Annotated in this window: 12 protein-coding genes; all 12 read right to left on the bottom strand. The window is 55.3% G+C overall.

Annotation, left to right across the window (positions count from 1 at the left end; translation table 11 throughout):
* Positions 1-27: 27 nt before the first annotated feature.
* The 12 genes from KXG62_RS02505 to infB all read right to left on the bottom strand — a co-directional run bounded on the left by KXG62_RS02505 (position 28) and on the right by infB (position 13,656).
* Positions 28-621 carry a dipicolinate synthase subunit B gene (locus KXG62_RS02505; protein WP_218090349.1) on the bottom strand — a complete coding sequence of 198 codons (594 nt, stop codon included), beginning with the start codon at positions 619-621 and terminating at the stop codon, positions 28-30.
* Positions 618-1,517, bottom strand: a complete 900-nt coding sequence (gene dpsA / locus KXG62_RS02510) for a dipicolinate synthase subunit DpsA (RefSeq protein ID WP_218090350.1) — start codon at positions 1,515-1,517, stop codon at positions 618-620. The genes KXG62_RS02505 and dpsA overlap by 4 nt, the downstream gene beginning before the upstream one ends.
* Positions 1,518-1,728: 211 nt before the next feature.
* Positions 1,729-2,184, bottom strand: a complete 456-nt coding sequence (dut, locus tag KXG62_RS02515) for a dUTP diphosphatase (RefSeq protein ID WP_281426610.1) — start codon at positions 2,182-2,184, stop codon at positions 1,729-1,731.
* Positions 2,177-3,427 carry a M16 family metallopeptidase gene (locus tag KXG62_RS02520; RefSeq protein ID WP_218090351.1) on the bottom strand — a complete coding sequence of 417 codons (1,251 nt, stop codon included), beginning with the start codon at positions 3,425-3,427 and terminating at the stop codon, positions 2,177-2,179. Before KXG62_RS02520 ends, dut begins: the two co-directional genes overlap by 8 nt.
* A gap of 43 nt (positions 3,428-3,470) precedes the next feature.
* The gene (locus tag KXG62_RS02525) at positions 3,471-4,514 is read right to left on the bottom strand and encodes a polysaccharide deacetylase family protein (protein WP_218090352.1); all 1,044 of its coding nucleotides are present in this window, start codon (positions 4,512-4,514) and stop codon (positions 3,471-3,473) included.
* Between the two features lie 262 nt (positions 4,515-4,776).
* On the bottom strand, positions 4,777-6,879 hold the full coding sequence (pnp, locus tag KXG62_RS02530) for a polyribonucleotide nucleotidyltransferase (protein WP_218090353.1): 2,103 nt from the start codon (positions 6,877-6,879) through the stop codon (positions 4,777-4,779).
* Positions 6,880-7,118: 239 nt separating this feature from the next.
* Positions 7,119-7,388: a 30S ribosomal protein S15 gene (gene rpsO, locus KXG62_RS02535; RefSeq protein WP_218090354.1), complete on the bottom strand. Its 270-nt coding sequence runs from the start codon at positions 7,386-7,388 to the stop codon at positions 7,119-7,121.
* A 164-nt stretch (positions 7,389-7,552) separates the two neighbouring features.
* Positions 7,553-8,509, bottom strand: a complete 957-nt coding sequence (locus KXG62_RS02540; RefSeq protein ID WP_218090355.1) for a bifunctional riboflavin kinase/FAD synthetase — start codon at positions 8,507-8,509, stop codon at positions 7,553-7,555.
* 64 nt (positions 8,510-8,573) lie between these two features.
* Positions 8,574-9,500, bottom strand: coding sequence for a tRNA pseudouridine(55) synthase TruB (gene truB, locus KXG62_RS02545; RefSeq protein ID WP_218090356.1), 927 nt, complete (start codon positions 9,498-9,500; stop codon positions 8,574-8,576).
* Entirely contained in the window at positions 9,497-10,483 is a 987-nt protein-coding gene (locus KXG62_RS02550; RefSeq protein ID WP_218090357.1) for a DHH family phosphoesterase, read from the bottom strand. The genes truB and KXG62_RS02550 overlap by 4 nt, the downstream gene beginning before the upstream one ends.
* The gene (gene rbfA, locus KXG62_RS02555; protein ID WP_218090358.1) at positions 10,480-10,836 is read right to left on the bottom strand and encodes a 30S ribosome-binding factor RbfA; all 357 of its coding nucleotides are present in this window, start codon (positions 10,834-10,836) and stop codon (positions 10,480-10,482) included. The genes KXG62_RS02550 and rbfA overlap by 4 nt, the downstream gene beginning before the upstream one ends.
* A gap of 6 nt (positions 10,837-10,842) precedes the next feature.
* Complete coding sequence (gene infB, locus KXG62_RS02560) at positions 10,843-13,656, bottom strand: translation initiation factor IF-2 (protein WP_218090359.1); 2,814 nt, start codon at positions 13,654-13,656, stop codon at positions 10,843-10,845.
* Positions 13,657-13,677 lie beyond the last annotated feature (21 nt).

The raw sequence follows: 13,677 nt of genomic DNA on the forward strand, positions 1-13,677 counted from the left end.
CGGTCATGAATATATCGTAAGTGGGAATCAGTAATTGAAGCGCTCAATCAGCATCGGCTGCAGCTGCTTGCCTTGAAGCGCGGCTTCGCACGTTTCCATCACCAGATCCATTCGCGCGACTAGCGAATTGGGCTTGGCGGCAGGCGCGTCCTGACCGAACGGCACAAAATAGATGTTCTTCGTAATCAGCAGCTTGCCGACGTTCATCGCATTCAGTCCAAGTCCGTCATTGGTAGAAATCGCCAGCACAAGCGGCCGCTGATTGCGCATTTGCGCCTTCGCAGCCATCAGCACCGGACTTTCCGTTATGGCGTTGGCCAGCTTGCTCGTCGTATTTCCCGTGCAGGGCGCGATCAACATGACGTCCAGCAGCTTGGAAGGGCCGAGCGGCTCTGCATCTACAATTGAAGAAATAATATCATTTCCTGTGATGTCTTTCAACTGTTTTTGCCAATTTTCCGATGTCCCGAACCTCGTATCGGTTGTCATGAGCGTATTCGATACGATCGGTACGACACGGGCTCCGGCATCGACAAACCGCTGTACTTGCGGCATGACTTCAGCAAACGTGCAATGCGATCCGGTCAGCGCAAACCCCACCGTTATGTTATGCCAATTCACTCCACATTCCTCCTCATCTCTGCATCTTCCATCACGATGCGGGTTAGCGTGTCGGCAATGATGCGGCCGGCCGTTTTGGGCGCTACGATGCCCGGAAGCCCCGGCGCAAGCAGCGCTTTAACGCCTCTGCGCTCGGCGTAACGAAAGTCCGTTCCTCCCGGTTTCGAAGCAAGGTCGATAATGAGCGCGCGATGCGGCAAATTGGCAATCACCTGCGCCGTCACGATCATGGACGGGATGGTATTGAATAAATAATCCACTTGCGAAACATGGGAAATAAGCTCCTTGGAGTAAAAAGGATTCAGGTTCATTTCCACCGCGCGGGCAAAGTATTCCGGCTTGTTGACGCCCATTCGTACCTTCGCGCCCATGCCCTGCAGCGTTCGCGCCAGTGTAATGCCGGTTCTGCCGAATCCGAGCACCATCGAGTTCGAACCGTGAATCGTGATGTCGGTATTCTGGATCGCCATCATAATGGCGCCCTCGGCCGTCGGTATGGAATTGTAAATCGCCACATCGTCCCGGTCGAACAATTCGACGAGACTGATTTGATGCTTTGCGCACAAGTTGCGCAGGTACGGCTTCGCCATCCCCGTAAACACGCGGGCATGCTTCGGCAGCGCTGCAATATGTTCGTCTTCAAGCTGCAGCTCCTTCGATGAAAACAAACTCTCGACCGTTCCCTGTTCATCGGTGCCTACCGCCGGCAATATGATGGCATCCATGCTCACAAGCGCTTCGGGGACCAGCTCCGCCTTGGTGATACCGCTAAACTGGTTTTGCAAATTATCGAATCCGATCAAGCAAACGGATGCGTCCAGCTCGGAACATTTCAAGATCACCTCAAGCTGGCGCGCGTCGCCGCCGATCAGCGCTACTTGAATCCCGGTCAGCATTCCATCTCACCTCTTTCTTGTCGCCCGTCGGCGCCCCTGTCATTCCTGACGCTGCCGCTGCGACGTATGTCGTTCTCGGTAACTCATTTTATGCGACTGCCCAGTGATGGGTTACAGTCCCCGAAACGAAAACAGCACCCCGCTTCATCCGGCGCGACGGCCGAAAAGCGAGGTGCTGCATCATGCGATTTCATCACATTTATTTGAAGTTTTATTTCGTTCCGGTGTGTCCGAAGCCGCCGGCGCCCCGCTCCGTGTCGTCGAGCGACGATACCTCTAAGAGCCGGATGCTCGGCACAAGCTGAAACACCATCTGGGCAATCCGTTCCTTGCGCTGCACGACGAACGGCTCACGGCCGTGATTGATCAGCAGCACCTTCACTTCGCCGCGGTAATCGGCATCGATCGTGCCAGGCGAGTTGAGCGTCGTAATGCCGTGCTTGAACGCCAGGCCGCTGCGCGGGCGAATTTGCGCCTCGAGCGCTCCCGGCATGGCGAGGGCGAAGCCGGTAGGCACCAGCGCCCTGTCACCGGGAGCGAGCGTAAGCGGCTCTCCGATCGCAGCGTACAGGTCGAAGCCGCTGGCCAGCTCGGACATTTTTTGCGGCAGCGGGATATCTTCATTCCCTGGAAGCCGCATGATTTGAACTTGAAATGCGTCAGACAAGCTGATCCCTCCTAAATCCTTGAATCGCTTGATCCGACGAGCCGACCATCGCCAGCGCGAACGGATGCGACATCATGTCCGCCGTCAGCTCGCGGATCTGATCCATCTCTACCTCTTCGATCCGTGCGATCATCTCATCGAGACTGTAATGGCGGCCGAGCATCAGCTCGTTTTTGCCGAGGCGGTTCATCCGGCTGCTGGTGCTTTCCAGGCTGAGAATGAGACTGCCCTTCATCTGTTCTTTCCCTTTGCGCAGCTCCGCCGGCGTTAATCCCTTGTTCTTGATCTCACTGAGCAGTTCGAGCGTGACCTTCAACACTTCCTCCGTCTGCTTAGGCGCCGTTCCCGTATAAACGGTGAACAGGCCCCCGTCCTGATACGAGGAATGGTACGAATAGACGGAATATGCCAGCCCCCGCTTCTCGCGGATTTCCTGAAACAGTCTGGAGCTCATTCCTCCGCCGACCGCGTTGTTGAGCAATATCATCGCGTACAGACGCTCGTCCTTGGCCGACAAGCCGGGCAGCGACAGACAAATATGGTTTTGCTCCGTCTTCTTCTGCTTGTACTGCAGTTCGTGGTGGAAGCCGAGCGGGTCGGTAGCGGCCGACGAGCCTTGGACGGCAAATGCGCCGAAATGCCGCTCGATCAGTTCCATCACATCGTCATTCACGTTGCCGGCGATGCTGATGACCGTATTCGCGATCGTATAATGCTTCGCCATATAATCTTTCAACGTGTTCGAACTCATGCCGGACAAATTTTGCTCTGTGCCGATGATCGTATAGCCAAGCGAATGGTCGCCGAACGCTGCCTTGGCGATCAAGTCATGCACCATATCGTCCGGCGTGTCGTCGTACATCGCGATCTCTTCGAATATGACGTTCTTTTCTTTTTCCAGCTCCTCAGTGTCAAAGACCGAGCGGAAAAACATGTTCGACAGCACTTCAACCGCCAGCGGCAAATGCTCATCCAGCACTTTGCAGTAATAGCACGTATACTCCTTGGATGTAAAGGCGTTCACGTTGCCCCCGATGCCGTCGAAAATTTCGGCGATATCCTTGGCGGAGTATGTATCAGTTCCTTTAAAGAGCATATGTTCGATAAAGTGGGAAATGCCGTTATTTAGCGCCGTTTCGTTTCTCGATCCGGTTTTGACCCAAATGCCGAAAGCAACGGAGCGACAGGTCGGAATTTTCTCCAGCACGACTCTGAGACCGTTGTTAAGCGTATGTTTTTCCAAGCAATAGCCTCCTCGATGAAGCAATAATATTTAGATATTAACATTATTGACCTGTCGACTCAACCTCGGGGATTCTGTCCGGCGACAATACTTCGCTGACCGTTCCAAGCGCCAGTCCTTTGCTCTTGACCGTCTGGATGATCCCCTTCAGCGCCCGATTGCTCGTATCGGTCGGATGCATCAGAATCAAGCTTCCCGGCTCCACCCGGTCGGAGATCTTGCGAATGACCGACGAAGGGGGCGGTTTTTTCCAATCGACCGTGTCCAGCGTCCATAAAATGGTCTTCAAGTTCAGTTCATGCGCAACGTCGACCGTCATTTTGTTGTAATCGCCCGACGGCGGCGCGAACAGCTTGTTCTTCAAGCCCGCTTCCTTCAACAGCGCTTCGGTCCGGGAGATTTCGGCTGTCTGCTGGGCGCGTCCAAGCTTGCTCATATCCTTGTGGGTGTACGCGTGATTGCCTGGTTCGTGTCCAGCCTCCACAATTTTTTGCGCGGTCGACCTATTTTTTTTCAGCCAGGTGCCGTCAAAAAAGAACGTCGCATGCACCTGTTCGCTGCGCAGCGTCTCGAGCATCGGGGCCAAAAACTCGTCGCCCCAAGCGACATTGATCATCAACCCAACCATCTTCTTGTTCGGATTGCCCTTATAGATCGGCTGCGAGCCGAGCTCCTCCAGGCTGACCTTCGGCGCAATTTCGCGGTACACCAACTGCAGCGGCTCCGCAAACGCCCGCTGCTCGGCCAGCTCCAGCGTACGCTCAATATCGACTTCCAGCCCGTTATATCCCGGAATCGCTTTCCACACCGAATCGATTTTGGCGTCAATCGGTTCCACCCGCCGCTTCTCGGCCTCCGCTTTAATCTGCTCCAGCACCAGCGCTTTGCGCGTTTCGTGATGCTGTGCCGAGCCGCTCCAAATACCGCCGCCTTGGGACAGCTCCACCGCCCCAGAGCTGCTGGCCGCCACTTCCCCGGAATGATCGTATGCGTACTGGACAAACCGGTCAATCGCCGACGATTGCTGCAGCCCCAGCGTCACACCGCAGAAGCATAGCGCCGCAAACCATAATTGATTTCGCTTCATGACACGACTCCCGTCATTTTGCTTGATGGTCCCATACTTATGCGGCTCGGGACAAGTTTAGACCACTTGTCCTTCAGCAGCCTAGCGAAAATAAGCGCGCTCAAGCCGAGCTGCTGCCGATTCGAAGGTATAGCGAGATTCCTTAGGTCTGGAAAGCGACCGGTTCCGTACGTACCGGCATGAAGACATAACAAAAAAGAGACAGACAACTCTGGCTCTTTCTTCTTGCTGCTTAAGGGAAAAAAGCTCCCTTAAGCGGATATTAAGCTTGGGCTGGCGCTTCCGCGGTCAGAACCGCTTTACGCGACAAATTGATGCGGCCTTGGGCGTCGATTTCGGTTACTTTCACCGTAATTTTATCGCCGATTTTCACGACGTCTTCGACTTTAGCTACGCGCTCGGTGGACAGCTGGGAAATGTGAACCAAGCCTTCTTTGCCCGGCAATATTTCGACGAACGTACCGAACTTCTCGATGCGTTTAACGGTGCCGAGATACACTTCACCAACGATGACTTCGCGGACGATGCCTTCGATGATTTGACGTGCTTTCTCGTTCATTTGCGCGTTGGAAGAAGCGATGAACACACGGCCGTCCTGTTCGATATCGATTTTCACGCCGGTCTCTTCGATGATTTTGTTGATAATCTTTCCGCCTGCACCGATGACATCGCGGATTTTATCCGGATTGATCTGCATCGTGACGATCTTCGGCGCATATTGGGAAAGCTCCGTCTTCGGCTGCGAGATACGTTCCAGCATTTTGCCCAAAATGTGCATGCGGCCGGCTTTCGCTTGCTCCAGCGCTTGCGTCAAAATGGCGCGGTCGATGCCGTCGATTTTAATATCCATTTGCAGCGCGGTTACGCCTTTGTCCGTGCCTGCCACTTTAAAGTCCATATCGCCGAGATGGTCTTCCATCCCTTGGATATCGGTCAAGATCGAGAAATGATCCCCATCCTTGATCAGACCCATGGCTACGCCGGCAACCGGAGCTTTGATCGGAACGCCCGCATCCATCATAGCCAGCGTGCTTGCGCAAATGCTCGCTTGGGACGTCGAACCGTTCGATTCGAGCACTTCGGATACGAGGCGAATCGTGTACGGAAACTCGACTTCCGAAGGGATGACCGCAAGAAGTGCGCGTTCGCCGAGGGCGCCGTGACCGATTTCACGCCGGCCTGGCGGGCGGAGTGGTCTAGCTTCCCCTACGCTGAACGGCGGGAAGTTATAGTGATGCATAAATCGTTTCGTTTCTTCGAGGTCGATGCCGTCGAGAATTTGCACATCGCCGAGCGCACCAAGCGTACATACGCTGAGCGCCTGCGTTTGACCGCGCGTGAACAGGCCGGAGCCATGCGTACGCGGCAGCAAGTTGATGTCGCATTCGATCGGACGAATTTCGTCCAGCGCGCGTCCGTCCGGACGTACTTTATCATGCGTAATCAGGCGGCGCACTTCTTCTTTGACGATATCGTACAGCGTTTCCTTGACGTCGGCAAGCAGTCCCGGCGTCTCTGCATATACTTCGGTGAAATGCTGAACCGCGTCAGCGTTGACTGCGTCAATCGCTTCTTGTCTGGCATGCTTCTCCGGAATTTTGATCGCTTCGACAAGACGCTCTTTCGCGAATGCGCGAACGGCTTCGTTCACTTCGCTGTCGACGCTGTGCAGCTTCACTTCCATCTTCGGCTTGCCTGCATCCAGAACGAGTTGCTCCTGGATTGCCACGATTTTGCGGATCTCGTCATGCCCGAACATGATCGCTTCCAGCATCACTTCTTCCGGCACTTCGTCCGCTCCGGCTTCAACCATCATGATCGCGTCCTTCGTACCGGCCACAACCAGATGAATATCACTCTTCTCCGCTTGCTCCAGCGTGGGGTTAATGATGAATTGACCGTCAACGCGTCCTACGATCACGCCGCCGACTGGACCGTTGAACGGCACATCGGAGATGCTGAGCGCCGCGGACGTACCGATCATCGCCGCGATTTCCGGCGCGCAATCCTGATCCACGCTCATGACCATCGCTACGATCTGCACATCGTTCCGGAACCCTTCCGGGAACAATGGACGAATCGGCCGGTCTGTCAAACGACCTGCCAAAATCGCCTTCTCGCTCGGGCGTCCTTCGCGTTTAATGAATCCTCCGGGAATTTTCCCGACAGAATAAAGCCGCTCCTCGTAGTTTACAGTGAGCGGGAAAAAGTCAAGATCTTTTGGTTCCGAAGAAGCTGTAACCGTACACAGCACGACCGTGTCCCCGTAGCGGGCGACGACGGCTGCATTGGCTTGCTTCGCCAGTCGGCCGGTCTCCAGGGTGAGCGTACGGCCTCCCAGATCCATCTGCACTTTTTTCTCCATATTCAACCTCCTTAATATTGATCGCGTCGCATCCGGGACGCTTGTCCCTCGGAACGGATCGCTTATGTATCACATCTATCCATTTCTGCATACTGGCTAGTATTTCCTTCTTTTCGCCAAAACATTAGGAAGCTCTTGCGCTTCCATATGAAAAACAACCGCGCCGCCCCGGCGCCCGATCGCCGAAGGGCGTTCGCGCTACCTGTGACAAGCGTGGTTGTTTTGTTGTTCGCTGACGATTAACGGCGCAAGCCGAGTTTTTCGATCAGGGCGCTGTAACGTTTTACGTCTTTGTTTTTCAAGTACGTAAGCAGTTTACGGCGTTGGCCGACCATTTTCAGCAGACCGCGACGAGAATGATGATCCTTCTTGTGCGTCTTCAGATGGCTGGTCAGGTTCACGATGTTTTCCGTAAGGATCGCGATTTGTACTTCAGGGGATCCCGTGTCGCTCTCATGTGTCTTGTGCGTTTGGATCAGTTCCTGTTTCCGCTCTTGTGTCAATGCCATGCTGAGTCACCTCCATATAAATATAGTATGTTATCTATCACCCAAAGCCCAGAGCCCGTCGGAGTGCTCGGCGCTCCATGCCAAGGTGGCGCTTCGGATCCGGCCAGAGGCGGATCGACAACGTTTCAAAGTATAACACATCTCATGCCTAAAAGTAAAATGAATTACGAGCTCTGTACGGATTTCACTTCGCGCACGACGTGGCGGGCTTGATCCGCGTCACTTGCGATCTGCGCAATCAGCTCCTGAATGGAAGAAAACTTGCGTTCCTGCCGTATATATGCGAGCAGGCTGACCTCCACTTCTTCGCCGTAAATCTCTTGTGCGAAGTCGAACAAATGAACCTCCAGCGTAGGCTCCGCCAAATCCGCCTCGAACGTGGGCTTCACCCCGATGTTCATGACGCCGCCGTACACCTTGCTCCCGACGCGGGCTTCGACGGCATAGACGCCGTTGGCCGGGATGACATACGGATCGGAAACCTGAAGATTGGCGGTCGGGAATCCGATCGTTCGCCCCCGGGCCTCGCCATGCACGACCGTCCCGCGCAGACGGTACGGCCGGCCCAGCAGCGCCGTCGCCTCCCGCACATCGCCCCGCAGCAGCTGTTCACGGACCAGGGTGCTGCTTACTTTGCTCCCGTGCAGCGAAAACTGCCGCACGATTTCGACGGTAAAGCGTCCCTTTGCAAGCTCGCATAAGGTGTCCGGCGTGCCGGCGCCTTTATGGCCGAACGTAAAATCGAAACCGACAAATACGCTGTTGACACGGAGCGGAATCAGGATGTTTTCCACAAATTGCTCCGGCGTCAGGCGCATAAACGTCTCGCTGAAGTTCACAATATAGGTCGTATTTACGCGAAGCTGCCGCAGCAGCGACTGCTTGGCGGCCAGCGGCGTAAGAATCTTCGTATACGTATCCAATCCGAGCATTTGTCTCGGATGCGGATGGAACGTCATGATGGCCGCAGGCATATGCAGCTCAACCCCTCGCTGCACAGCCCGCTGAATCACTTCCTGATGTCCGAGATGCACACCGTCGAAGTCTCCGATCGCAAGCACCTGCGGACCGGCGTTGGGTTCAACATTCTGCAGCGGATACTGCAGCTCAACCGTTTGCATGGAGATTTCGTCACCTACATTTCATGTCTGACAAGCAATTCACATCGCCGGGTACCGGCATGTCTTATGAAAATATTTTGGCCGGTGTCAGCCGATGCTCCGCTTCTTCCCAGTCGAAGATGCCAAGCAGCTTGCCGTCCTCAGATAAACCGACCAGCTGAACAACGCCATCCGCCGATGCGTTGGCAAGGCCGTTCGGACGGTTCATGCGAAGCTTCTGTCCTTGAAGCGCCCGCTGTGCTTGCTCTGCGTTCAATCGAACGGACGGCATATGCGCCAGCGCCTGCTCCATGGTTAGCAGCCTGCTGTCCAGCTCGCCGCGCACATGAAGCTCTTCGATCTGCTCCAGCGTGAGGCAGCTTTCCGGACCGATGGCGCCCGTCGACGTGCGCACAAGCTCGGCCATGACGGCGGGAACGCCGAGCGCTTTGCCGATATCGACGCACAGCGTGCGGATATAGGTTCCCTTGGAGCACAACACGCGGAAGCGCACTTCCGGGTAAGTGCCGGTCCAGGAGGTTTCCATCACATCGATGCGGTATATCGTGACGGTCCGTGCTTTGCGCTCGACGACGGCCCCTTCCCGGGCCAGCTCGTACAACCGCTTGCCGTCTACCTTCACAGCCGAATACATCGGAGGCGTCTGCTCGATGTCTCCGACGAAACGGGCAATCGCCGACGTCACCTGCTCCGGCGAAAGCTTTCGCCCCGCATCCTCGTCGCGGGCGATGACCGTTCCCTCGGCATCCTCCGTGTCCGTCGCTATGCCAAGCCGCAAGCAAGCCTCGTACTCCTTCGGCAAGTCCTGAATATATTCGACCAGTCTCGTCGCCCGCCCGATGCAGAGCGGAAGCACACCGGTAACGGCCGGGTCCAGCGTCCCCGTATGACCGATCCGTTTAATTTTTAAAATACGCCGCACTTTGGCCACGACATCATGGGATGTAAAGCCTTGCGGCTTCCATACGGGCAGTATGCCTTCCAGACTCATAGGAGCGCCTTCCCTACTTCCTTCACGACCTGATCGATCGCTTCAATCAGAGAACCGGATACCGTACAGCCGGCCGCGCGGACATGTCCCCCGCCGCCGAACCGCTTGGCGATTTCGGCCACATCGGCTTGTCCGCCCGAACGCAGACTTACTTTGACGACACCTGGTTGTTTCTCCTTGAACAGCATCCCCACTTCGACGCCTTCGACATTTCGCGCGTAATTGACCAAGCCGTCCATATCGTCATTCGATGCGCCCGTTTCGGCCAAATCATTTAAAGAAACCGACAGCCATGCCACCCGGTTGCCGTGCGCGAACGAAAGCGTGCTCAACCCTTTGCGCAGCAACGATACTTGCGGAACGGTCATTTTCTCCAGAAACATTTCTGCGAGCACATGTCCCTTCACGCCGCGGGCCAGCATGTCCGCCGCAATCTGAAGCACTTTGGGCGACGTGTTCGAATAACGAAAGCCCCCGGTATCGGTCAAAAGTCCGGTATAAATGCAATCGTTCAGCTCCGCCGTAAACGGGATGCCGAGCGTGACCGCCAAATCGTACAGCACCTCGACGGTTGCCGCGGCATCAGCCCGAACGAGGTTGACGGCCCCGAACGCATCGTTGGTCGCATGATGATCGATGTTGAGCAGCAGCATGTTGTCGTCCAGACAGTGCTGCACTTGGCCGATTCGCCCGAAATCCGCGCAATCGACGGAAATGACTATGGCGAACTTACGTTCCGGCGGCTGCAGCGCATATTGAACGACGGAATGCTCGCCACCCAGAAATTGAAACTTTTCCGGGATCGCTCCTTCATTGATCAGCGTGTAGCGTTTGCCGAGCGCCTGCAGCATATACGCCGTAGCAAACGTAGAACCGGCAGCGTCCCCGTCCGGTTGGACGTGGGACACTACCAGGAAATCGTCATGCTGGCGAATAAATGCCGCCGCTTCCTTCAAATGCACTTCGTAGGAATCCGCCATCATACCTCCGGCTTCTCCTCATTGATTTGATGCAGCAGGTTTTCGATCTTGCTGCCGTAATCAATCGAAGCGTCGAACTTGAACAGCAGCTCCGGAATTTTGCGCATCCGGATTCGCTTGCCGAGCTCGGAACGAAGAAAGCCGGAGCTTCTCGTAAGCGCCTTTAGCGTTTCAGCTTTTTGCTCATCGCTGCCGAGCACGCTCAAAAATATTTTGGCCTGGGAGAAATCATTCGTTACGTCAACGCCTGTAACGGTGATGAAACCGATACGCGGATCTTTCAATTCCGCTTGAATCAGCTGACTGAGTTCCTTCTTGATTTGCTCCCCGACTCTTCCGACGCGTATTTTGGCCATGCCGTATCACCTCTCAACAGTTTCCATTACGAAGGCTTCAATGATGTCCCCTTCTTTAATATCATTAAATTTATCGAGAGATATACCGCACTCGTAGCCTTGCGCCACTTCTTTAGCGTCATCCTTGAATCGCTTCAAGGAATCGATCTTGCCCTCGTACACGACGATACCGGCGCGAATCAGGCGCGCTTCCGCGTTGCGCGCAATTTTACCCGAGATAACCATGCAGCCGGCGATTGAGCCGACTTTGGTCACTTTAAACACGTTGCGCACTTCCGCTTGGCCGATGACCACTTCTTTAAAGGTCGGATCCAGCAAGCCCTTCATCGCCTGCTCGATTTCTTCCATTACTTTATAGATAATGCTGTGCAGGCGAATGTCGACTTTTTCCTGATCCGCCGTATTTTTCGCTTGCGGCTCCGGACGAACGTTAAAGCCGATAACGATCGCATTGGATGCCGATGCCAAAATAACGTCGGACTCGGTAACGGCACCTACGCCGCTGTGCAAAATTTTGACGCGCGCGCCTTCAACGTCGATCTTCTCGAGCGAGCCTTTGAGCGCTTCGGCCGAACCTTGCACGTCAGCTTTAATGATCACATTGAGGTCTTTAATTTCACCCTCTTTGATCTGTTTATACAACTCGTCGAGCGTCACGCGTGCGTTCGCGCCCATCTCGGACTGGCGCAGCGTCACGGCGCGCTTCTCCGCAATCGCTCTCGCTTTCCGCTCGTCCTCGAAGGCGAGGAACGGATCGCCGGCTTGCGGCACTTCGGTCAAACCGGTAATTTCCACCGGTGTGGACGGACCCGCTTCCTTGAGACGTTTGCCTTTGTCGTTGACCATCGCGCGGACGCGGCCGAAGCATACGCCGGCAACAAAGCTGTCGCCTACCTTCAGCGTGCCGTGTTGGATCAGTACCCGGGCAACCGGTCCTTTTCCTTTGTCCAGCTCCGCCTCGATGACCGTACCTCTAGCGCGTTTGTTCGGATTCGCTTTGAATTCCTGAACTTCCGCTACGAGCAGGATCATGTCTAGCAGGTTATCGAGCCCCATACGCTGCTTCGCGGAAATGTTGCAAAAGATTGTGTCCCCGCCCCATTCTTCCGGTACCAGCTCGTATTCGGTAAGCTCCTGCTTGATCCGGTCCGGATTGGCTTCCGGCTTGTCGATTTTGTTGACCGCCACGATAATCGGCACTTTGGCCGCTTTCGCATGAGCAATCGCCTCGATCGTCTGCGGCATAACGCCGTCGTCTGCAGCTACGACAATAATCGTAATATCGGTCACCTGCGCGCCGCGGGCACGCATCGAGGTGAACGCTTCGTGGCCCGGTGTATCGAGGAACGTAATTTTCTTCCCGTTCGTTTCCGCTTGGTACGCACCAATATGCTGCGTAATGCCGCCAGCTTCGCCTTCCGTGACGTTCGTTTTGCGGATCGCGTCCAGCAGCGTCGTCTTCCCGTGGTCGACGTGCCCCATGATGGTTACGACCGGCGGACGTTCGAGTAAATCTTCTTCCTCGTCTTTTTCCTCAAACTGCTCGAACTTGTCTTCCTCGACTGGAATTTTCAGTTCAACTTCCACACCGTAATCCGAAGCGAGGAGTTGAATGGCGTCGAGATCAAGCTCTTGGTTGATCGTTGCCATCACGCCCAGGAACAGCAGCTTCTTGATTACTTCGGAAGCATCCTTATGCAGTGCTTTGGCAAGCTCGCCGACCGTCATCGTGCCGCGCACGATAATTTTCTTCGGCGTGTTATCGATTTTCGGCTTCGGCGCCTCTTGTTGATTCCGACCGCCGCGGCCCTGATTTCTGGAATTGCCGCGGAACTGGGAACCCCGGTTGCCGCCAGGCTTATTATCGTCAAACCGCTTCTGGCTCTGGTTCTGCCTTGGTTTCTTTGCCGCCTTGTTTTTGTTTGCATCGTCCCCATCGGCATCGATCGCCGGCGGTGTGAATTGTCGTGAAGGCGCAGGCGCACTAAAACGATTGTTATCGTTGCTGCGATTGCCATTGTTGCTGCTGTTATTGCCGCTGCGCTGCTCAAAACCGCCGCTGCGGCGTTGGCCGCCACCTTGGCCACCTTGACCTTGACCCGCACCTTGGCCTCCTTGCGGACGGCCCTGGCCTGGTCCGCGGCTTCCTTGTCCGCCGCCGGACGAGCCTTGCTGGCCGCCGCGGTTGTTCGGATTGCCGCCATAGCCTTGCCCGCCGCCTTGGCCTTGCGGTCTGCGATCGCCTTGGCCCTGGCCTTGATAACCGCCTCCGCGATTGCTTTGTCCGCCGCCTTGGCCTTGATAACCGCCTCCGCGGTTATTTTGACCAGACTGACCTTGTCCTTGCCCACGATTCCTGTCATACCCTTGACGGTCGCCCTGCCGTTGCTGGCCGCTGCCGCCCTGTCCTTGACTGGAACGTTGTTCCCCTTGGCCTTGTTGGCCTTGCGGTCTGCGATCCGTCTGCGACGATCCGTCTGCCGGTCTTGGCGTTGCCGCCTGCACCTGCGCCTGCTGCCGTTGCTCCGGCTTCGGCTGCACGGCTACCGTCTGCTGCTTGTTGTCGTTTCTCGGCTGTTTGTCTTGCGGTTTGGCGCCTGCGCCTGAACCGCCATCTCGTTTGGCTGCTGCGTTTGCTTTCACGTCTTTAAAAAATTTCTCTACACTATCCACCGCATCGTTCTCCATTACGCTCATATGATTGTTAACCGGTATTCCAATTCGCTTCAAAATCGTAATAATTTCCTTGCTGCTCATGTTCAAAGACTTTGCATATTCATATACTCTGAGCTTATCTTTATTATTGTCTTGTTTCGTCAATACTGTCCACCTCCGTACAAT

It is taken from the genome of Paenibacillus solanacearum (assembly GCF_910593845.1).
GTDB classification, from domain to species: Bacteria; Bacillota; Bacilli; order Paenibacillales; family NBRC-103111; genus Paenibacillus_G; species Paenibacillus_G solanacearum.

Excerpts from the sequence above, each read along its gene's own strand:
- dpsA (WP_218090350.1), bottom strand. The coding sequence starts at position 1,517 with ATGCTGACCGGGATTCAAGTAGCGCTGATCGGCGGCGACGCGCGCCAG.
- KXG62_RS02525 (WP_218090352.1), bottom strand. The coding sequence starts at position 4,514 with ATGAAGCGAAATCAATTATGGTTTGCGGCGCTATGCTTCTGCGGTGTG.
- pnp (WP_218090353.1), bottom strand. The coding sequence starts at position 6,879 with ATGGAGAAAAAAGTGCAGATGGATCTGGGAGGCCGTACGCTCACCCTG.
- rpsO (WP_218090354.1), bottom strand. The coding sequence starts at position 7,388 with ATGGCATTGACACAAGAGCGGAAACAGGAACTGATCCAAACGCACAAG.
- KXG62_RS02540 (WP_218090355.1), bottom strand. The coding sequence starts at position 8,509 with ATGCAAACGGTTGAGCTGCAGTATCCGCTGCAGAATGTTGAACCCAAC.
- truB (WP_218090356.1), bottom strand. The coding sequence starts at position 9,500 with ATGAGTCTGGAAGGCATACTGCCCGTATGGAAGCCGCAAGGCTTTACA.
- KXG62_RS02550 (WP_218090357.1), bottom strand. The coding sequence starts at position 10,483 with ATGATGGCGGATTCCTACGAAGTGCATTTGAAGGAAGCGGCGGCATTT.
- rbfA (WP_218090358.1), bottom strand. The coding sequence starts at position 10,836 with ATGGCCAAAATACGCGTCGGAAGAGTCGGGGAGCAAATCAAGAAGGAA.